The organism is Salinarimonas chemoclinalis (assembly GCF_041514305.1).
Taxonomy (GTDB): Bacteria; Pseudomonadota; Alphaproteobacteria; order Rhizobiales; family Beijerinckiaceae; genus Salinarimonas; species Salinarimonas chemoclinalis.
This window is the reverse complement of the sequence record NZ_JBGMWH010000001.1, coordinates 630,268-648,841: the sequence shown is the minus strand read 5'-3', so window position 1 is coordinate 648,841 and position 18,574 is coordinate 630,268. Positions and strand designations below refer to the sequence as shown.

Annotated in this window: 16 protein-coding genes; 13 read left to right on the top strand and 3 right to left on the bottom strand. The window is 72.1% G+C overall.

What is annotated here, in order from left to right; translation table 11 throughout:
* Window positions 1-11: 11 nt before the first annotated feature.
* Entirely contained in the window at window positions 12-1,037 is a 1,026-nt protein-coding gene (locus AB9M23_RS02915) for a lysylphosphatidylglycerol synthase transmembrane domain-containing protein (protein ID WP_372422308.1), read from the top strand.
* Here the strand turns inward: AB9M23_RS02915 and AB9M23_RS02910 are convergent.
* Window positions 934-1,818, bottom strand: coding sequence for a CDP-alcohol phosphatidyltransferase family protein (locus AB9M23_RS02910; RefSeq protein ID WP_372422306.1), 885 nt, complete (start codon window positions 1,816-1,818; stop codon window positions 934-936). The genes AB9M23_RS02915 and AB9M23_RS02910 overlap by 104 nt on opposite strands.
* A gap of 203 nt (window positions 1,819-2,021) precedes the next feature.
* On the opposite strand from AB9M23_RS02910, the gene AB9M23_RS02905 reads away from it, so the two are divergent.
* A complete protein-coding gene (locus AB9M23_RS02905; protein WP_372422305.1) occupies window positions 2,022-2,495 on the top strand; it encodes a hypothetical protein in 474 nt (157 codons plus the stop codon).
* A gap of 13 nt (window positions 2,496-2,508) precedes the next feature.
* Here AB9M23_RS02905 and pncB read toward each other — a convergent pair whose 3' ends face one another.
* Window positions 2,509-3,807, bottom strand: a complete 1,299-nt coding sequence (pncB, locus tag AB9M23_RS02900; protein ID WP_372422303.1) for a nicotinate phosphoribosyltransferase — start codon at window positions 3,805-3,807, stop codon at window positions 2,509-2,511.
* A 589-nt stretch (window positions 3,808-4,396) separates the two neighbouring features.
* Between pncB and AB9M23_RS02895 the strand changes: the two genes are divergently transcribed.
* The 5 genes from AB9M23_RS02895 to AB9M23_RS02875 all read left to right on the top strand — a co-directional run bounded on the left by AB9M23_RS02895 (window position 4,397) and on the right by AB9M23_RS02875 (window position 10,806).
* Window positions 4,397-5,380 carry an efflux RND transporter periplasmic adaptor subunit gene (locus tag AB9M23_RS02895; protein ID WP_372422301.1) on the top strand — a complete coding sequence of 328 codons (984 nt, stop codon included), beginning with the start codon at window positions 4,397-4,399 and terminating at the stop codon, window positions 5,378-5,380.
* Window positions 5,377-8,622, top strand: a complete 3,246-nt coding sequence (locus AB9M23_RS02890; RefSeq protein WP_372422299.1) for an efflux RND transporter permease subunit — start codon at window positions 5,377-5,379, stop codon at window positions 8,620-8,622. The genes AB9M23_RS02895 and AB9M23_RS02890 overlap by 4 nt, the downstream gene beginning before the upstream one ends.
* Window positions 8,623-8,659: 37 nt before the next feature.
* On the top strand, window positions 8,660-8,938 hold the full coding sequence (locus AB9M23_RS02885) for a DUF167 domain-containing protein (protein WP_372422297.1): 279 nt from the start codon (window positions 8,660-8,662) through the stop codon (window positions 8,936-8,938).
* Between the two features lie 87 nt (window positions 8,939-9,025).
* On the top strand, window positions 9,026-9,757 hold the full coding sequence (locus AB9M23_RS02880; RefSeq protein WP_372422295.1) for a TetR/AcrR family transcriptional regulator: 732 nt from the start codon (window positions 9,026-9,028) through the stop codon (window positions 9,755-9,757).
* 158 nt (window positions 9,758-9,915) lie between these two features.
* Window positions 9,916-10,806, top strand: a complete 891-nt coding sequence (locus AB9M23_RS02875) for a LysR family transcriptional regulator (RefSeq protein WP_372422293.1) — start codon at window positions 9,916-9,918, stop codon at window positions 10,804-10,806.
* A 331-nt stretch (window positions 10,807-11,137) separates the two neighbouring features.
* Here the strand turns inward: AB9M23_RS02875 and msrP are convergent, their stop codons facing one another.
* Window positions 11,138-12,094 carry a protein-methionine-sulfoxide reductase catalytic subunit MsrP gene (gene msrP, locus AB9M23_RS02870; RefSeq protein ID WP_372422291.1) on the bottom strand — a complete coding sequence of 319 codons (957 nt, stop codon included), beginning with the start codon at window positions 12,092-12,094 and terminating at the stop codon, window positions 11,138-11,140.
* Between the two features lie 173 nt (window positions 12,095-12,267).
* Here msrP and AB9M23_RS02865 point away from each other — a divergent pair, with 173 nt between their 5' ends.
* The 6 genes from AB9M23_RS02865 to AB9M23_RS02840 all read left to right on the top strand — a co-directional run bounded on the left by AB9M23_RS02865 (window position 12,268) and on the right by AB9M23_RS02840 (window position 18,548).
* Window positions 12,268-13,050 (top strand): HpcH/HpaI aldolase family protein, encoded by a 783-nt coding sequence (locus AB9M23_RS02865; protein ID WP_372422289.1) that lies wholly within the window; start codon window positions 12,268-12,270, stop codon window positions 13,048-13,050.
* A gap of 336 nt (window positions 13,051-13,386) precedes the next feature.
* Window positions 13,387-14,505 carry a DNA polymerase III subunit beta gene (gene dnaN / locus AB9M23_RS02860; protein WP_372422288.1) on the top strand — a complete coding sequence of 373 codons (1,119 nt, stop codon included), beginning with the start codon at window positions 13,387-13,389 and terminating at the stop codon, window positions 14,503-14,505.
* 49 nt (window positions 14,506-14,554) lie between these two features.
* Window positions 14,555-15,700: a DNA replication/repair protein RecF gene (gene recF, locus AB9M23_RS02855; RefSeq protein ID WP_372422286.1), complete on the top strand. Its 1,146-nt coding sequence runs from the start codon at window positions 14,555-14,557 to the stop codon at window positions 15,698-15,700.
* A gap of 42 nt (window positions 15,701-15,742) precedes the next feature.
* Entirely contained in the window at window positions 15,743-16,522 is a 780-nt protein-coding gene (locus tag AB9M23_RS02850; RefSeq protein WP_372422284.1) for a CPBP family glutamic-type intramembrane protease, read from the top strand.
* 102 nt (window positions 16,523-16,624) lie between these two features.
* Window positions 16,625-17,515 carry an alpha/beta fold hydrolase gene (locus AB9M23_RS02845; RefSeq protein WP_372422282.1) on the top strand — a complete coding sequence of 297 codons (891 nt, stop codon included), beginning with the start codon at window positions 16,625-16,627 and terminating at the stop codon, window positions 17,513-17,515.
* 31 nt (window positions 17,516-17,546) lie between these two features.
* Window positions 17,547-18,548: a putative bifunctional lysylphosphatidylglycerol flippase/synthetase gene (locus AB9M23_RS02840; protein WP_372422280.1), complete on the top strand. Its 1,002-nt coding sequence runs from the start codon at window positions 17,547-17,549 to the stop codon at window positions 18,546-18,548.
* The last annotated feature ends 26 nt before the right edge of the window (window positions 18,549-18,574 follow it).

Here is an 18,574-nt window from a genome sequence, read left to right as displayed (position 1 = left end):
CGAACTTTCCCATGGCCGATCACCCGACGACCCATCCGCCGCGCGAGCCGGCGCCTGTCCACGAGGAAGGCGGCTCGGCTCTCGGGGGACGCGTCGGGGGCCTCCTGCGTGACAGGCGCGTGCGGGTCGGCCTGCGGGCGCTCGCCCTCGTCGCGCTGATGGTGCTCGTGTTCCGGCTCGTCGACGGGCGCGAGACGCTGGCCGCGCTCGGGCGCGCCACGCCGGGGCCGCTCGTGCTGGGCCTCGTGCTGGTCCAGGCGCAGATCGTGCTCTCGGGGGTGCGCTGGCGCATCACCGCCGGGCGGCTCGGCGTGCCGCTGACGATGGGGACCGCCGTGCGCGAGTACTACGTCGCGAGCTTCCTCAACCAGGTCCTGCCCGGCGGCGTCGCCGGCGACGCCATCCGCGCCGTGCGCAACCGCGACCGCGCCGCCGACGGATCGCCGCGCTGGCGCCCGGTGGTGCGCTCGGTGGTGCTCGAGCGCGCGGCGGGCCAGGTCGTGTTCTTCGCGGTGGCGGCGACGGGCCTCGCGCTCGCGCCGTTCGCTCTCTCGCGCGCCACGCCGGACGGGATCGGCCTCCTGATCGCGATCCCGTTCGCGGTGGCCGCGGCGATCGCCCTCGCGATCGTCGCCGCGAGCCGGATCGGGCCGAGGGGTATCCGGGAGGCCCTCGCCGACCTCGGGCCGGACATCGCCCGCGTGTTCTGGGCGCGCGGCATCTGGCTGCCGCAGCTCCTGCTGTCGCTGTCGATCGTGGCGAGCTACGTGTGCGTCTTCGCCCTGGCCGGCGCGGCGCTCGGCATCGCGCTCCCGGCGCTGGCCTGGATCGCGCTCGCGCCGCTGGTGCTCGCCGCCATGCTCATCCCCGTCTCGATCGGCGGCTGGGGCGTTCGCGAGGGCGCGGCGGCGGCTCTGCTCCCGCTGGCGGGCGTCAATGCGTCCCACGCCCTCGCGGTCGCGATCCTGTATGGCCTGACGAGCCTCGCGGGGAGCCTGCCGGGCCTCGCTCTCCTCGGGCTGCGCCGGCGTCGCTGAGGCGGTGCACGCGCCAGAGGTCGCGGATGTCCACGCCGAAGGACCAGGCCAGCGCCACGAGGGCCACCGCCGCGATCGCCTCGCTCGCGGGCGGCTGGACTCCGGGCAGCATCAGCGCGATGAGGATCGCGCCCTGGAGCACGCAAACGGCCTTGCGCCGGAACGAGGGTGCGAGCGGCCCCTCGAGCCAGGGCAGCATGCGCCGGGCCGCGAGGAAGAGGTAGTAGGTCGCCCCGATCAGCAGCACCCAGGCGCCCGCCTTGTCGAGGCGCCAGGCGGCGACCGAGAGCAGCGTCAGCAGGAGCCCGTCGACCTCGACGTCGAAGCGCGCACCGAAGCGCGATTCGAGCCGCAGGCGCCGGGCGAAGAAGCCGTCGAACCCGTCGAGCGCCAGCGACCCGAGGGCCAGGGCCAGGACGACGAGGCCGAGCGGCGTCCCCGGCGCCGTGAGGCGCTCGACATCGACGAGCATGCCGGCGAGCAGGCAGTTGATCGCCGCCCGCACGAGGGTGACGCCGTTCGCCGCGCCGAATAGTGCATGAGGATGGTAGGGGCGCACCCGCGCCGCCACCACGACGGCGATGGCGGCGTAGAGCCCGAGCGCGGTCGCCACGGCGAGGGCGGACGGCGCGGCGATCGTCGCGACCGCGGCGCCGAGCCCGACGAGCACCACGAGGCCGCCGGCGAGCGCCGCCAGCGTCCGCGGCAGCGGGTCGCCCGCAGACCTCCTCGCGGCCGATTCCGGCTCGTCTTCTCCCATTCGTCCGACCAGGACGTCCATGCCCGTTGGCTCCCTGCGCACTCGATAGGCGTCTACGCAACGAGGTGGCGCTCGGTTCAAGGCAATGGTGCGGCGCGGCGCCGCGAGTGTCGCGGCGGCGGCGCGCGGGACGGGCCGCAAGCCTCGGCTCATGTCGTTTGCATCATCTCTACGCATACAGCATAATCCGATATTGTTTCCTGCCCGCAGGAGGGAGCGAGACCATGCAGACGTTGGAGACGGTACGCCCTCCCGAACCCGCAGCGACCGAACCGGCGGCGTCCCACGGGTTCTCGGCGGCGCTGGTGGGCGCGCAGATCACGCACACGGCGCGCGCCATCGCCGACGCGCGCACGACGATCGCGCGGATCACGGCGCTGCTCGCGACGATCTCTGGGATCGAGCTGGCCACCGCCCGCCATCTGGCGAGCGTGCTCGCACAGATCTCCGGGGAGCTCGCGGTGATCGCCCGCGAGGCCGACGTGCGGGGGTCTTCGGCGCGGCTCGCGATGATGCTGGCGCGGCTCACCGACGCGATGCAGAAGCTCGGCTGGGTCGGTGCGGCGGTCGCGCGCATGCCGAGCGCCGCGAACGCCGGGGCGGCCGCCGCGGGCGAACTCGCCGCCCTGGAGGCGGAACTCGCCGCGCTGCTCGCGACGCTCCAGGGCCTGCTCGCGCGGCTCGCGGGCCTGCGCTGAGCGGCAGCCGTGCCTACACGAGCACCGGCTGCGCCACCTGCCGCTCGGTGTGGAACACGCGCCTGTAGCGCTCGACCTCCTCGGGCGGGCCGATCGCCTTCGTCGGGTTGTCCGAGAGCTTCACCGCCGGGTGCCCGTTCACCGACACGACCTTGCAGACGATCGAGATCGGGTCCAGCCGATCGTCGGCGACGAAGCCGCGGAAGTCGTTCGTCAAGAGCGTCCCCCAGCCGAAGCCCAGGCGCATGCGGCCGTTGAAGCGCCGGTGGATGCGGATGATCGGCTCGATGTCGAGCCCGTCGGAGAAGATGGCGAGCTTCTCGCGCGGGTTCTGGCCGCGCGCCTCCCACCAGCGGATCGCCTCCTCCCCGCCCTCGATCGGCTCCTTCGAGTCGATGCGGATGCCGGTCCAGGACGCAACCCAGTCGGGGGCGTTCGCCAGGAACTGCGTCGTGCCGTAGGTGTCGGGCAGGATGATGCGCAGGTTGCCGCCGTAGTCCTGCATCCAGTCGGCGAGGACGTCGTAGGGCGCGCGCGCCATCGCCGCCTCGTCGTCCTCGGCGGCGAGCGCGGTGTAGACCATCGGCAGCTCGTGGGCGTTCGTGCCTACCGCCTCGACCTCGCGCCGCAGGGCGATGAGGCAGTTCGAGGTGCCCGAGAAGGAGGGGCCCAGCCCTTCGGTCATCGCCTGCACGCACCAGTCCTGCCACAGGAAGCCGTGGCGCCGGCGCGTGCCGAAATCGGCGACCGAGAGGTTCGGCAGCTGCTTCAACGCCTGGATCTTCTCCCACACCCGCGTCATCGCGCGGGCGTAGAGCACCTGGAGCTCGAACTTGCCCTTCGAGCGCGTCACCCCCTTCGAGCGCAGCTCGTTGAGGATGGCCAGCGCCGGGATCTCCCACATCGTGGTCTCGATCCACGGTCCCTCGAAGGTCAGCACGTACTGCCCGTCGTGCTTCTCGAGATGGTAGTCCGGGAAACGGAAGCCCTCGAGCCAGGCGATGAAGTCCGGCGAGAACATCTGCCGCACGCCGTAGAACGTGTTGCCGCGCAGCCAGGTGGATTCCCCGCGCGTGAGCGAGAGCGAGCGCACGTGATCGAGCTGCTCACGCAGCTCGCCCTCGTCGACCAGGTCCGCGATGCGCACCGACGTGGTGCGGTTCTGGATGCCGAAGGTGACCCGCACGTCCCGATGCCGACGGAAGATCGTCTGCGCCATCAGGAGCTTGTAGAAGTCGGTGTCGAGCACGGACCGGACGATCGGATCGATCTTCCAGGTGTGATTGTAGACGCGGGTGGCGATGTCGACCATGCGCGGAGGGGCTCCCGGAACGTGCGCGAGCCGCCGAGATTAGCGGAGCCGCGCGACGGGCGAAAGGTCGCGCGAATGCACGTCGCGCAAGGGGACGTGCCGGCGGGGCGATGTTGCGGCAGCCGACGGATATGCTATCTCGAGGACGGAGTGAGGAGGGAGGGTCTCCCCTCCCCCCTCCTTTCGTTACCTGCCTATGGCCAGGCGGAAGGCGAGCGTCCATCTCGCCTTCCGCACCACCTGCCAGCTGATGGACGCGCGCACGCGCGGCAGAAGCCACGACATTCGCTGGTCCTCCGTACGATCGAGCGAGGCTCTCGCCCGAGTCTTTCGAGAAGAACCTGGGCGTGGGAGCCCGTCTCCGCACGCGGGGCGATGGACCGCCCTGGGCTTCCGCTCGGTCGTGCCGCACGGCGCCGAGGCGCCGATCATCCCCCGGATTGAAATTCGGTCTACTAACTCACTCTGCATAGCCGACCGCCCCGGGCCGGGCAAGCGGCTTCGCATTCACACGGACCCTGCGGCACTTGAACGGCGAGCCGATGTTTTATATTAGAACTATCTAACTTATTGAGAGTCGAGGCCCGCCATGCACCGTCCCTTCCTCCCGTCGCCGCCCGCGGCGGCGCTCGCCGTAGCCTTCGTCGTGGCGCTCGCCGAAGCGACGGGCGGAGCCCTCGCCGCGCCGCTCGCCCCGGTCACCATCGTCGAGACCAAGGCGGTCTACGGCACGGTCGAGGCGCGCCAGCGTGCGCCGGCGCGGGCGCGGATCGGCGGCACCCTCGTCGCGCGCGACGTCGAGGAGGGCGACGTCGTCGCGGCCGGCCAACGGATCGGCCGCGTCGTCGACGAGAAGATCGCGCTCCAGCGCGACGCGCTCGAGGCGCGGCTGCGCGCGCTCCAGGCGGAGTTCGACAACGCCCGCACCGAGCTCGGGCGGGCCGACGAGCTGGTCTCGCGCGGCGTCTCCACGCCGCAGCGCGTCGACCAGCTTCGCACGCAGGTCCGCGTCGTCGAGAGCGGGATCGCCGCCGCCGAGGCCGACCGGGCGGTCCTCGACCAGCAGGCGGCGGAAGGCGCGGTCGTGGCGCCGATCGCCGGCCGCGTCGTCGCGGCGCACGCGACGCCGGGCTCCGTCGTCATGCCCGGCGAGACGGTCGTGATTATCGCCGGCGGCGGGCTCTTCCTGCGGCTCTCGCTGCCCGAGCGCCACGCGGACCTGCTCGAGGAGGGCGCCGGCGTCTCCATCGCGTCTGACGACGGAGCCCGGCGGGGCGTCATCGCCAAGGTCTACCCGCAGATCGAGAACGGCCGCGTGCAGGCGGACGTGGAGGTCGCGGACATCGGCGGCTTCTTCGTCGGCGCGCGCATGCTGGTGGAGGTCCCCGTCGCCACACGCGAGACGCTCGCCGTCCCGTCGGATGCCGTCGAGACCCGCGGCGGCATCGATTTCGTGACACTCGCCAGCCCGGGCGGACCGCGCGAGGTCGTCGTTCTCCTCGGCGAGCGCCTCCCCGGCGGCGCCGTCGAGATCGTGTCCGGCCTGCGCGCCGGCGACGAGGTCGCGCAATGAGTACCAAGCCCCAGACGCTCGGCATCGCGGGCGGCCTCACCCGCGCGTTCATCGGCTCGCCGCTGACGCCGCTCCTTCTGCTCGCCTCGCTGGCGCTCGGCCTCGTCGCGCTGGTCACGCTGCCGCGCGAGGAGGAGCCGCAGATCTCCGTGCCCATGGTGGACATCCACCTCCAGGCCGCGGGCCTGCGCGCGGAGGACGCGGTGAAGCTCGTCACCGAGCCGCTCGAGACGATCGTCAAGTCGATCGACGGCGTCGAGCACGTCTATTCCCAGACCGTGGACGACGGCGCCATGGTCACCGCCCGCTTCGCGGTCGGCACCGATGCCGACGACGCGATCCTGCGCGTGCACGAGAAGGTGCGCGCCAACATGGACCGCATTCCCGTCGGCATCCCCGAGCCGCTCATCGTCGGGCGCGGCATCGACGACGTGGCGATCGTGGTACTGACGCTGACGCCCGAGCCGGAGGCCGCCGACCGCGTCACGGCGAGCGACCTCACGCGCATCGGGCGCGAGGTGCGTGTCGAGGTCTCCAAGATCGAGGACGTCGGGCTCACCTACCTCGTCGGCGAGCGGCCGGTCGAGATCCGTGTCGCGCCCGATCCCGCGCGGCTGGCCGCGATGGGCGTCACGCTCCAGCAGCTCACGGCCGAGCTCGAGGGCGCGAACCGCGCCTTCCCCGTCGGCCGCGTGCGCGTCGACGGCGATCAACTCGCGCTCGTCGCCGGCGAGACGCTGTCGAGCCCAGCCGAGATCGGCGACCTGCTCGTCACCACCCGTGACGGCCGGCCGGTCTACGTCCGCGACGTCGCCGACATCGGCTACGCGTTCGATGCCACGCAGACACGGGTCTTCGACCTCGCCCGCGACGGGGCGGGGGAGATCGCGGCCGCGCCGGCGGTGTCCCTCGCCGTCGCCAAGCGCCCCGGCGCCAACGCGGTCGACATCGCCCATGCCGTGATCGCGCGCGTCGAGAGCCTCCGGGGCACGCTGATCCCCGAGGGCGTGGCCGTGCGCGTCACCCGCGACTACGGCGAGACGGCGAACGAGAAGGCGAACGAGCTGCTCTTCCACCTCGGGCTCGCCACGGTCTCGATCATCCTGCTCGTGGGCCTCGCGATCGGCGTGCGCGAGGCGCTGGTCGTGGCGATCGTCATTCCGGTGACGATCCTGCTCACGCTCTTCGCGGCGAACCTGATGGGGTACACGCTCAACCGCGTGAGCCTGTTCGCGCTGATCTTCGCCATCGGCATCCTCGTCGACGACGCCATCGTCGTCATCGAGAACATCGCCCGGCATTGGGGCATGCGCGACGGCCGCGGCAAGGCGAAGGCCGCGATCGACGCCGTGGCGGAGGTGGGCAACCCCACCATCGTGGCGACGCTGACCGTGGTGGCGGCGCTGCTGCCGATGCTCTTCGTCTCCGGGCTGATGGGCCCCTACATGAGCCCGATCCCGGCGGTGGCCTCGGCGGCGATGATCTTCTCGTTCTTCGTCGCGGTGATGGTCACGCCCTGGCTGATGGTGAAGCTCGGCCGCGCGCATGACGGCGGCCACGACGCGCCGGAACACGGCGCCTCCCACCATGGCGGTGCCTTGGGGCGCGGCTACGCCGCGGTCGCCCGGCCGCTGCTGGCGAGCCGCGCCCGGGCGATCCTGTTCCTCGCGCTCGTCGGCGTCGCCACCGTCGTCTCGCTCGCGCCGTTCTACACCCGCGACGTCACGGTGAAGCTGCTCCCCTTCGACGACAAGTCGACCCTGTCCGTCGTCGTCGACCTGCCCGAGGGCGCGAGCGTCGAGGAGACGAACCGCGTCCTCTCCACGCTCGCCCGGGCGCTCGCCGGCATGGACGAGATCGTCGGCATGCAGACCCATGCCGGGACCGCCGCGCCCTTCGACTTCAACGGTCTCGTGCGGCACACCTATGTCCGCGCCGAGCCGCAGATGGGAGACATCCAGGTCAACCTCGGCCCGAAGGAGCACCGCGACCGCGCCAGCCACGCGATCGCGCTCGAGATCCGCGAGCGGCTCGCCGCCGTCGCGGTCCCCGCGGGCACGACGGTCAAGGTCGTCGAGCCGCCCCCGGGGCCGCCGGTGCTGGCGACGCTGCTGGCGGAGATCTACGGCCCGGACGCCGAAACCCGGCGCGCGGTGGCGGCGCGGGTGCGCGAAGCCTTCGAGGCGGTGCCCTTCGTCGTCGACGTCGACGATTCGTTCGGCGTGCCGCCGGAGCGCGTGCGCCTCGCCCTCGTCGACGACGCGCTCGAGTTCCACGGCGTGGAGCAGCGCGACGTCTTCGACACGATCGGCGCGCTCTTCGGCCGGCAGGTCGTCGGCTACTCGCATCGCGGCGAAGGCCGCGCGCCGATCCCGATCGTGCTGGCGCGGCCCGAGGCCGAGCGGCAGGTGGGGGAGGCCTCGCTGACGACGCCGATCCCGACGAACCTGCTGCCGGGCGACCGGGGCGTGGTCGAGCTCGGCGACGTGGTCGCGATCGTGAACGAGCGCGCCTCATTCCCGATCTTCCGCCGCAACGGCCGCCCCGCCGAAATGGTGACGGCCGAACTCGCCGGCGCCTTCGAGGCCCCGCTCTACGGCATGCTGGCGGTCCAGGACCGGCTCGACGCCATGGACTGGGGCGATCTCCCGAAGCCCACCGTCGCCTATGCCGGCCAACCGCTGGACGACAGCGCTCCCGTCCTGCTCTGGGACGGGGAGTGGGAGGTGACGTACGTCACGTTCCGGGACATGGGCGCTGCCTTCGCGGTGGCGCTTCTCGCGATCTACATCCTCGTCGTCGCGCAGTTCGGCTCGTTCAAGGCGCCGCTCGTGGTGCTGACACCCGTGCCGTTGACGCTGATCGGCATCGTGTTCGGGCACTGGCTGTTCGGCGCGCCGTTCTCGGCCACCTCGATGATCGGCTTCATCGCGCTCGCCGGCATCATCGTGCGCAACTCGATCCTGCTCATCGACTTCATCCGCCACGCCGACCCCGGCGAGCGGACGCTCGTCGACGTGCTGATCGAGGCCGGCGCGGTGCGCTTCAAGCCGATCCTGCTCACCGCGGTGGCGGCGATGATCGGCGCGGGCGTGATCCTGTTCGACCCGATCTTCCAGGGCCTCGCGATCTCGCTCCTGTTCGGGCTGATCTCGTCCACGCTGTTGACGGTGCTCGTCATCCCGGCGATCTACGTCGCGGTGCGGGGGAAGACGGGGGCGACGACCACCGCGCGGGCTTGAGGCGTGGTCGACCGCCTGCGCCGCACGGAGGCTCGAGATGGCGAGGCGCCGCGCACCCTGGGCGGAGGAGGTCGGGAACACGCTCGTCGTGCGCGTCACGCCCAAGGCGTCCGCGGCCCGGATCACGGCCGAGCGGGACACCGACGGGGGCCTCGCGCTGCGCGTCGCCGTCACCGCGGCGCCGGAGGACGGCAAGGCCAACGCCGCCGTGATCGCGCTCCTCGCCGAGGCGCTCGGCCTGCCGCGCTCGGCGCTCGCGATCGTGCGCGGTGAGACCGCGCGCACGAAGACCATCCGCATCGATCGCGGGCCGTGAGCTCCCTCCAGCGTGTTCTGCGGCGTCCCGACGCTTCCATGCGGCGGCTCGTGCGTTATCTTGCGCAACGAGCCCGAGGAGGACGAGATGCCCGACGCCGCGAACAAGCCCGACCGCGAGGCGATCATCGACGCCCTGATGGCGCTCGCCGCAGAGCGCCCCTGGGACGACATCGAGATCGGCGACATCGTCGAGACCGCGGGCATCACGCTCGCGCGCTTCCGCGAGGCTTTCCCCTCCAAGGGCGCGGTGCTCGCCGCCTTCGCCCGCCGGATCGACATCGAGGTGCTGGACGGCACGACCGACGAACTCGCGGACGAGCCCGCGCGCGAGCGGCTGTTCGACGTCTACATGCGCCGGATCGATGCGCTGACGCCCTACAAGACGGCGCTCAGGCGCATCAATTTCGCGGTGCGCCGCGACCCGCTGACGCTCGCCGCGCTCAACCGCGTGGCGCTCAACTCCCAGCGCTTCATGCTGGTGGCGGCGGGCATCCCGACGGAGGATTCGCTCGGGCCCGTACGCATCCAGGGCGCGGTGCTCGTCTTCGCCAACGTGATGGAGACCTGGTACGACGACGACGGCGCCGACCTCGCCCGCACCATGGCCCGCCTCGACCGCGAGCTGAAGCGCGGCGAGCGCACGATGGAGCGCATGGGCGACGCCGAGCGCATGCTCGCCCCCGTGCGCGCGCTGGCGGACGCCCTCCTCGACGGCGGCCGCCGCCTGCGCCGCGACGGCCTGCGGGGCAGGCGGCGCCACGAGGCGGACGTGCCCGCGGAGGACGGCGAGACGCGCGACCCGGCGGCGGCGATCTGAGACTCTCGCCGGGCGTCTACACCGCTCGGCAACCCTTCCCATGCACCCCGCGCAAGCCTCCCCTTGCGGCGGCGCTTCCGAATCGTGACAATGGCGCCGAACTGGGCAGCCGTGTTCCCCGCGCCGACGGCCGGCGGCGGCCGCCGGAGGGCGTGGCGTTGGACTGGGACAAGATCAGGATCTTCTTCACCGTCGCGGAGGCGGGATCGTTCACGCGGGCCGGGGAGGATCTCGGGCTGAGCCAGTCCGCGGTGAGCCGCCAGATCAGCGCGCTCGAGCGCGACCTGCGGGCGCCGCTCTTCCACCGGCACGCGCGCGGGCTCCTGCTGACCGAGCAGGGCGACCTGCTCTTCCGCGCCGCACGCGACATGAAGATGCGCCTCGAGACCACGCGCGCACGCCTCACCGACACCGCCGAGCGCCCTTCGGGCGATCTCAAGGTGACGACGACGGTCGGGCTCGGCTCGCTGTGGCTGACGCAGCGCCTGCCCGAGTTCTTCGACCTCTACCCCGACATCCGCGTGGAGCTCATCCTGTCGAACGAGGAGCTCGATCTCGCCATGCGCGAGGCGGACGTCGCGATCCGCCTGCGCCAGCCCACCCAGCCGGACCTGATCCAACGGCGGCTCTTCACGGTGCACTTCCACATCTACGCCTCGACGAGCTACATCAAGCAGTTCGGCGAGCCCAAGACGCTGGCGGATCTCGATTCGCACCGCCTCCTCGCCTTCGGCGGCGACCAGCCCTCGTACCTGCTCGCGGTGCACTGGCTCTCCACCGCCGGGCGAGACGTGCGCAACCCGAGACCCTATCACTGCGTGATCAACAACATATCCGGGCTGAAGACCGCCGTGGAGAGCGGTGCCGGCATCGCAGTGCTGCCGGACTACGTCGCCGACCAGAACAACGGCCTCGAGCAGATCCTGCGCGACGTCGAGATGCCCTCGCTCGACTCGTACCTCGTCTACGCCGAGGAGATGCGCCAGGTCGCGCGCGTGCAGGTGTTCCGCGACTTCCTCGTCTCGAAGGCTCAGCGCTGGGCCTACTGACCCCCGTGGAACGTGCGTACCCTACGCTTCGACAACCAAGAGCCGGGGAGCAATGCACGTTGCGAGCGGATTGCGCCCATCCGCCGCGGGAGACATGCAACGGATGCAAGGGTGTGTCTCATCGGTGTGCATTGCAAAAAGGCACCGTGCCCTCCATATCGGCAGTGGCTGAAGGCGATGGAGCCGCTAGTCCTCCCGGCGGTGTTCCATTTCGGCCGTTCCCCTCTGGAGGGTTTCGACACTCCCAGTCGAAGCTCGACAAACTTCACGGCCGCTTCCGCATGTCGGAAGCGGCCTTTTTTCTGCGCGTCGCCTAGGCCGCGCGCCGTCCTCACATGAAGAGCGGCTCGTCCTCCATCGCCGCGTAGAGCCCCGCCACCCACTCGCCGTAGCCGTTGAACAGCTGCGTCGGGAATTCCTCGTCGGTGCCGAGCATGCGCTCGCGCGCCTGGCTCCAGCGCGGATGGGGCACCTCGGGGTTCACGTTGGCCCAGAAGCCGTATTCCGTCGGCCCCTGCCGCTCCCAGAACGACACCGGCCGCTCGGCGGTGAAACTGATCCGCACGATCGACTTGATCGACTTGAAGCCGTACTTCCACGGCAGCGCCAGGCGCAAGGGGGCGCCGAACTGGTTCGCCAGCGGCTTGCCGTAGACGCCCGTCACCAGGAAGGCGAGCTCGTTCGTGGCCTCCGCCATGGTGACGCCCTCGACGTAGGGCCAGCTGTACCACGTCTGGCGCTGCCCGCGCGCCACCTCGGGGTCGAGGAAGGTCTCGAAGCGCAGATAGCGCGCCGAGGAGAGCGGACGCGCCATGGCGACGAGGTCGGCGAGCGGGAAGCCCGTCCACGGCACCGCCATCGCCCAGGTCTCGACGCAGCGCAGGCGATAGAGCCGCTCCTCGAGCGTCATCGTGCGGATCAGGTCGTCGAAATCGAGCGTGCGCTCCTCCTCGACGAGCCCGTCGATCACGACCGTCCAGGGGCGCGTCCGCAGCGCCTGCGCCGCCGCGGCGACGCGCTTGGAGGAGCCGAACTCGTAGAAATTGTTGTAGTTCGCGGCGATCGATTCATCCGTCACGGGCCGGTCGAGCACGAAGGATTCGTTGCGCGGGGCGGGGTAGAGATCGGCGGTCGGGTCGGCGGCCTGCGCGCGGGCGAGGCCCGGCAGCGTCGCCGCCCCGATCAGCCCGGCGCCGCCCAGCATCAGGCTGCGCCGGCTCAGCCAGACCCGCTCCGGCGTCGCGGCGCTCTCCGGCAACTCCCAGCCGCGGGGTCGCTTGATCAGCATGAGGCGTCTCCTCTCGAGGGTGCGGCACGGTCGGACCGGAACCGCGCCCGCGCAAGTCAAAGCTTCGCGAGGGCGCGCGCGTCCAGGCGCATACGGGCGACACATGTGCACGGCTTCCTTTTCGTGTGCGAGGCGGGATAGGTTTCGCGACCTCTCGCCGCAGGAGCGTCCCCGTGCCCGACAGCCCACCCGCCCCGTTCCGCCTTGCCGAGCGCCTGCGCGCGGGCACCCCCGTCGTCTCCGCCTGGTGCGCCCTGCCCGAGCCGGTGATCGCGCAATTGCTGGCGCAGGAGGCGTTCGAGGCGATCACGCTCGACATGCAGCACGGGCTCGTGGAGTTCGCCGACGCGGCGCGCACGATCCCGCTCGTCGCGGCGCGCGGCATGCCCACGCTGGTGCGCGTGCCCGTCGGCGGCTTCGCCACCGCCTCGCGCCTGCTCGACGCCGGCGCGGCGGGAATCATCGCGCCGATGATCGGCTCGGTCGCCGACGCCCGCGCCCTCGTCGCGCACACGAAGTATCCACCCGTCGGCAGCCGCTCCTGGGGACCTTCGACGGCGCTCGCGCTGACCGGGCTCGACACGCCGGGCTACTTCGCCCGCGCCAATGCGGAGACGCTCGCCTTCGCCATGATCGAGACCCGCGCCGCGCTCGACGCGATCGACGAGATCCTGGCGGTGGAGGGGCTCGACGGCGTCTTCATGGGTCCCGCCGACCTCTCGGTCGCACTCTCGGACGGCGCGGGCGTCGCCCCCGCGTCGGCGGCCGTCGACGCGGCGCTCGACCACGCGCTGGCGCGCACCCGCGCCGCCGGCAAGCGCATCGGGATCTACGCCTACGACGCCGCGCGTGCCGTGGGGTTCAAGGCGAAGGGCTTCGACCTCGTGGCGACGGCGTCGGACGCCGCCTTCCTGCTGGCCGGGGCGCGGGGGCTTCTGGCGATTCTGGAAGGTTGACGGATCTCGACACCCATGAAGGCCGCAGCCGGTCTCCCCTCTCCCGGATGAGGTGGTCGATTCAACCATCTGCGGCTCATCGCGCCGAAGCATGGATCCTGCGGCGCGTGGTAGAACCGTCGTCCTTCCCTGTAGGGGAAGGACAGGGGGCCGGACGGAAGAGGGGAGTTCCCGATCGCTCGTCCCAGGCGGCGCGGCTCGTCCTGTCGCGCCTGTGCATCGCGCCATCGCGGCGCTTGCGTTAACGCGACGGCTTCGCCAATCTGCCCTCCCTGCTTTCCGCGCCCGCGCCGCCGTCGGCGGCGCGTGGGCCATTGCCGACAATCGGGTTTCGCCATGAAGGTCACCGTCGAGCGCGCCTCCCTGCTGAAGGCGCTGGGTCACGTCCATCGCGTCGTCGAGCGGCGCTCGACGATCCCGATCCTGTCGAACGTGCTCGTGCGCGCCGACGGCGAGGGTCTCGGCCTCAAGGCGACGGACCTCGACATCGAGGTGACCGAGACGATCCGCGCCGACGTCACGCAACCGGGCGCCACCACGGTGCCGGCGCACGTGATCTACGACATCGTGCGCAAGCTGCCCGACGGCGCGCAGGTCTCGCTGGAGGCGACCGGCGAGGCGGGGCAGATGGTGCTGCGCTCGGGCCGCTCGAAGTTCACGCTCCAGACGCTGCCGGAGACCGACTTCCCCGATCTCGCCGCCGGCGAGATGAGCGTCGCCTTCGCGGTCAAGCCGGGCGACCTGCGCAAGCTCGTGGAGAAGACGCAGTTCGCGATCTCCACCGAGGAGACGCGTTACTACCTCAACGGCATCTACTTCCACACGATCGAGAGCGAGGGCGAGAGCGTGCTGCGCGCGGTCGCCACCGACGGGCACCGCCTCGCGCGCGCCCAGATGCCCGCGCCCGAGGGCGCGGCGGGCATGCCCGGCGTGATCGTGCCGCGCAAGGCGGTCGCCGAGATCCTCAAGCTGGTCGAGGAGGGCGGCGAGCTCATCCGCGTCGAGCTGTCGCCGGCCAAGATCCGCGTGACGTTCGATTCGGTGGTGCTCACCTCGAAGCTGATCGACGGCACCTTCCCGGACTATCAGCGCGTCATCCCGTCGGGCAACGACAAGTCCCTCGTCGTCGACCGCGAGCAGTTCGCCAAGGCGGTGGACCGCGTCTCCACCATCTCGTCCGAGCGCGGGCGCGCGGTGAAGCTCGCCATCGCCGACGGGCGGGTGACGCTGTCCGTCAACAACCCCGACTCGGGGTCCGCCACCGAGGAGGTGGAGGTCGAGTACGAAGCGAGCCCGCTCGACATCGGCTTCAACGCCCGCTACCTCCTCGACATCACGAGCCAGCTCGACGGCGACACGGCGCTGTTCAAGCTCGCCGATCCCGGCTCGCCGACGCTGATCCAGGACAAGGAAGGCGCGCCGGCGCTCTACGTTCTGATGCCGATGCGCGTGTGAGGGCGAGGCCCCCGCTTCCCGGCGCGGGCGGCGCGGGAGCGAGACGAGCATGACCGACGAGACGGGAGCCGGCCCGCGCGTGGCGCGGCTCCTCCTGCAGGATTTCCGTTCCTGGGCGACGCTCGACCTGGCGCCGCGATCGTCGGTCGTGGCGCTCGTGGGCGAGAACGGCGCGGGCAAGACCAACCTGATCGAGGCGATCTCGCTGTTCGCGCCCGGCCGCGGCCTGCGCCGGGCGGAGTTCGCCGCCATGGCGCGGCACGGCACCCCGGGGTTCTCGGCGTCGCTGACGATCGAGAGCGCATGGGGCACGCATCGGCTCGGCACCGCCACGACCGGCGCCGGCGAGGCGCGCGCGCGCGTCTGCCGGATCGACGGCGCGCCCGCCTCCTCGCCCGCCGCATTCGGCGAGCACGTGCGGCTCGTCTGGCTGACGCCGGATCTCGACGCACTCTTCCGCGGCCCGGCGGGCGACCGGCGCCGCTTCCTCGACCGGCTGGTGCTCGCGGTCGACGCCGAGCACGGCGCGCGGGTCTCGGCGCTGGAGCGGGCATTGCGCACCCGCAACCGGCTGCTCGAGGAGAACGGGGAGCGGCGCTGGCTCGATGCCGTCGAGCGCGAGGCGGCCGAGCTCGGCGTCGCGGTGGCGGCGGCGCGGCGCGAGACCGTGGGGCGGCTCGACGGCCTCGTCGCCGAAACGCACGACCCCGCCTCGCCCTTTCCCTTCGCCCGGCTCGGGCTCGAGGGCGAGATCGACGATCTCGTCGCCACGCTCCCCGCGGTCGATGCGGAGGACCGCTACCGCGCGCTCCTGCGCGAGGGCCGCGGCCGCGACCGGGCGGCGGGGCGCACGCTGGTCGGGCCGCAGGCGAGCGACCTCGCCGTGCGCCACGGGCCCAAGGACATTCCCGCGGGCCTCGCCTCCACCGGCGAGCAGAAGGCGCTCCTCGTCGGTCTCGTGCTGGCGCACGCGCGCCTCGTCGCGACGATGACGGGCATCGCGCCCCTCGTCCTCCTCGACGAGGTCGCCGCCCACCTCGACCCGCGCCGACGCGCGGCCCTCTACGATGCGTTGCTGCGCCTCGGCGGCCAGGTCTGGCTCACCGGCGCCGACCGGGCCCTCTTCGAGGAGCTCGCGAACCGAGCCGACATCGTCGCCGTTGCCGAGGGCCGGGCGAATTCGCTCGGCGCATGATCCGCCCGCCCTCGTCCCCCTCCCCCACCCGGGTCCGTCTCGATGCGCTTCGCTCTGCCCTTCCTCGCCTGGTTCGCCCTCGGCTTCCTCGGCATCCTCGCCATGGCCGCGCGGATCGGGCTCGACGCCCTCCGTACCGTCGAGGGCGCGCCGCAGGTCTCGGACACAGTGCTGCTCGCGCTGCTCGTGGCGCAGCCGGCGGTGCTGCTGGCGGTCGCCGTCGCGATCGGCGTCGCGGCGTCGGAGAAGGTGGGGCTACGCTCCTGGCTCACGGCGCGGCTGCGGGGCGAGCCGCCGCCGCTCGTCGCCTTCCCGAACGTGGCCGGCACGCTCGCGCTCACGACCGCGCTCGCCCTCGTCGCGCTCGTCCTCGACGTGCTGTTCCGGATCGCGGCGCCGGACGCCTTCGCGGGGCTGCCCGGGCCGGACCTGGCGCTCGTCCCGCGCCTGTCGGCGCTGCTCTATGGGGGCGTCACCGAGGAGCTGATGCTGCGCTACGGCCTGATGACGGGGCTCGCCTGGGCCGTGCTGCGCGTCACGCGCGGGCGTGCGGCACCGCGGGACGCCGCAGTGATGTGGGGGGTGATCGTCGTCGTCGCGCTCGTCTTCGGCGCGGCGCACCTGCCGGCGCTCGCCGCCTCGGTCGAGCCGAACCTCGTCCTCGTCGTGCGCACGATCGCGATCAACGCGCTGCTCGGCACGTTCTACGGCTGGCTCTACTGGCGCCATGCGCTCGAGCACGCGATCCTCGCCCACGCCTTCACGCACGGCGTGTTCTGGCTCGCGGGACCGCTGATGGCGGCCCTCGCGGGCCTCGCGTGATCGCGCCGATCGGGCGTCCGGATCCTGATGACTTCGCCACGCCGACACGCTATCTCCCGTGCAGCGCAGCACCGCACTGGACCCGCGGAGGGTCGACGCGCCATGCCGAGCCAAGCCTCACCCACCGATCGTGGCGGCCCGCAGGGCGGCTACACCGTGCAGACGCGCGTCGTGCCGCGGCCCGACGGGCCGGCGCTGGAGTTCGTCGAGACCGCACCGGACCGACCGCGCGTGGGCGCGCCGCTCCTCCTGATCCACGGCGCCTTCGGCGGTGCTTGGATGTGGGCGGAGCACCTCGGCCCCTTCCTCGCCCGGCGCGGGCGCGCCTCGCTCGCGCTCTCGCTGCGCGGCCACGGCGGCTCGGAGGGGCGCGACCGGCTGCGCGAGACCACGCTCGAGGACTACCTCGCCGACGTGCGGTTCGCGCTGGAGCGCATGCCGCAGGCGCCGGTCGTCGTGGCGCACTCGCTCGGCGGGCTGCTCGCGCAGCGGCTGATCGGGCGCGCGCAGATGCGCGGGCTCGCCCTCGTCTGCTCGCTGCCGCCCGAGGGGCTCGCCACGGTCAACCTGCGCACGGCGCTGACCGAGCCGGTCGTCTGGCTCGACGCCTTCCTCGGCGCGGCCGCGCCGCGAGCGGAGGCCCTGGCGGGCGCGATCGCCGGCGAGGCGCGCACGCTCCTGTTCTCGGAGGGCCTGCCGCCCGCCCGCGCGCGGCGATACGCGGCGATGATGACGCCCGAGGCGCCTCGCGCACTCGGTGCCGCCAACGTGCCGGGACCCATTCTCTCGGCCTTCCTCACCCGCCTGCCGACCCTCGTCGTCGGCGCGGCGCAGGACCGGCTCGTCTGGCGCGCCTGCACCCTGCGCACGGCCTTCTACCACGCCGCCCGCCACGAGACGCTCGATCCGTCGGGCCACTTCCCCATGCTCGACGTCTGCGCGGACACTCTCGGCCGGCGCCTCGTCGACTGGCTCGAGGCCGAGGGGCTGTGAGGGCGACCCGCCGCGCGGGGGCGCGCTCCCGATGAAGCGCGTGCTCGACTACGTCTGGCCGGTCGTCGGTCTCGTCGCGGTGGCCTTCTCGTTCTGGCTTCTGGCCCAGGAGCTGCGGTCGATCTCGGCTCAGGACGTTCTGGCCGCGATGGCCGCGATCGCGACCTGGCAGCTCGCCGCCGCGGCGGCGGCCACCATCGCGGGCTACGCCGCGCTCGCCTGGTACGACCGGATCGCGCTGCTGCATCTGGGCGTGACGCACATCTCATGGACGTTCATCACGCTGGCCTCCTTCACCACCTACGCTCTCCCGCACAACATCGGCGCCTCCGTGCTCTCGGGGGCGATGGTGCGCTACCGCGCCTATTCCTCGCGCGGGCTCACCGCGAGCCAGATCGCCGTGCTGGTGGGGCTGTGCACCTTCACCTTCCTGCTCGGCGTCGTGCTGCTGACGGGCCTCGTCCTGATCTTCGAGCCCCACGTGCTCGCGCGCCTCACGGGCGTGCTGCCGCGCTTCATGGAGATCGAGGCGCTGGCGCGGGCCGTCGGCGCCGTGCTCGTCGCGCTCGTGGCGCTCTACCTGATCGGCTCGCTGCTGGGCCTGCCGCCGCTGCGGGTCCGCGCCTTTCGGCTCGAGTACCCGCGCCCGGCGGTGACGCTGCGCCAGCTCGCCGCCTCGACGCTCGACCTGCTCTTCACGGGGGCGATCGTCTACTTCCTGCTGCCTTGGGAGGCCAATCCCGGCTTCTTCGTCGTGCTCGCCGTGTTCCTGGCCTCGTTCTCGGCGGCGCTGATCTCGCACGCGCCCGGCGGGCTCGGCGTGTTCGAGCTCGTCTTCGTCTCCGCGATGCCGGACGTGCCGGACGCCGAGCTGATCGCCGCGCTCGTGCTGTTCCGGGTGCTCTACCTCCTCATCCCACTCGCCGTCTCGCTCGTCGTCGTCGCGATGTTCGAGCGCCGTCGGCTGATGGACGCGCTCCGGCGCAAGGCGCTGCGGCTCGAGAAGCGCGACGGCCGCGGCGAGGGGGAGTGATCGCGGCGCGGCGGGAGCCCGAAGGC

What these genes read in the sequence shown, in the direction of transcription:
- AB9M23_RS02915 (WP_372422308.1), top strand. Translation starts at nt 12, where the DNA reads ATGGCCGATCACCCGACGACCCATCCGCCGCGCGAGCCGGCGCCTGTC.
- AB9M23_RS02910 (WP_372422306.1), bottom strand. Translation starts at nt 1,818, where the DNA reads ATGGACGTCCTGGTCGGACGAATGGGAGAAGACGAGCCGGAATCGGCC.
- AB9M23_RS02905 (WP_372422305.1), top strand. Translation starts at nt 2,022, where the DNA reads ATGCAGACGTTGGAGACGGTACGCCCTCCCGAACCCGCAGCGACCGAA.
- pncB (WP_372422303.1), bottom strand. Translation starts at nt 3,807, where the DNA reads ATGGTCGACATCGCCACCCGCGTCTACAATCACACCTGGAAGATCGAT.
- AB9M23_RS02895 (WP_372422301.1), top strand. Translation starts at nt 4,397, where the DNA reads ATGCACCGTCCCTTCCTCCCGTCGCCGCCCGCGGCGGCGCTCGCCGTA.
- AB9M23_RS02890 (WP_372422299.1), top strand. Translation starts at nt 5,377, where the DNA reads ATGAGTACCAAGCCCCAGACGCTCGGCATCGCGGGCGGCCTCACCCGC.
- AB9M23_RS02885 (WP_372422297.1), top strand. Translation starts at nt 8,660, where the DNA reads ATGGCGAGGCGCCGCGCACCCTGGGCGGAGGAGGTCGGGAACACGCTC.
- AB9M23_RS02880 (WP_372422295.1), top strand. Translation starts at nt 9,026, where the DNA reads ATGCCCGACGCCGCGAACAAGCCCGACCGCGAGGCGATCATCGACGCC.
- msrP (WP_372422291.1), bottom strand. Translation starts at nt 12,094, where the DNA reads ATGCTGATCAAGCGACCCCGCGGCTGGGAGTTGCCGGAGAGCGCCGCG.
- dnaN (WP_372422288.1), top strand. Translation starts at nt 13,387, where the DNA reads ATGAAGGTCACCGTCGAGCGCGCCTCCCTGCTGAAGGCGCTGGGTCAC.
- recF (WP_372422286.1), top strand. Translation starts at nt 14,555, where the DNA reads ATGACCGACGAGACGGGAGCCGGCCCGCGCGTGGCGCGGCTCCTCCTG.
- AB9M23_RS02850 (WP_372422284.1), top strand. Translation starts at nt 15,743, where the DNA reads ATGCGCTTCGCTCTGCCCTTCCTCGCCTGGTTCGCCCTCGGCTTCCTC.
- AB9M23_RS02845 (WP_372422282.1), top strand. Translation starts at nt 16,625, where the DNA reads ATGCCGAGCCAAGCCTCACCCACCGATCGTGGCGGCCCGCAGGGCGGC.
- AB9M23_RS02840 (WP_372422280.1), top strand. Translation starts at nt 17,547, where the DNA reads ATGAAGCGCGTGCTCGACTACGTCTGGCCGGTCGTCGGTCTCGTCGCG.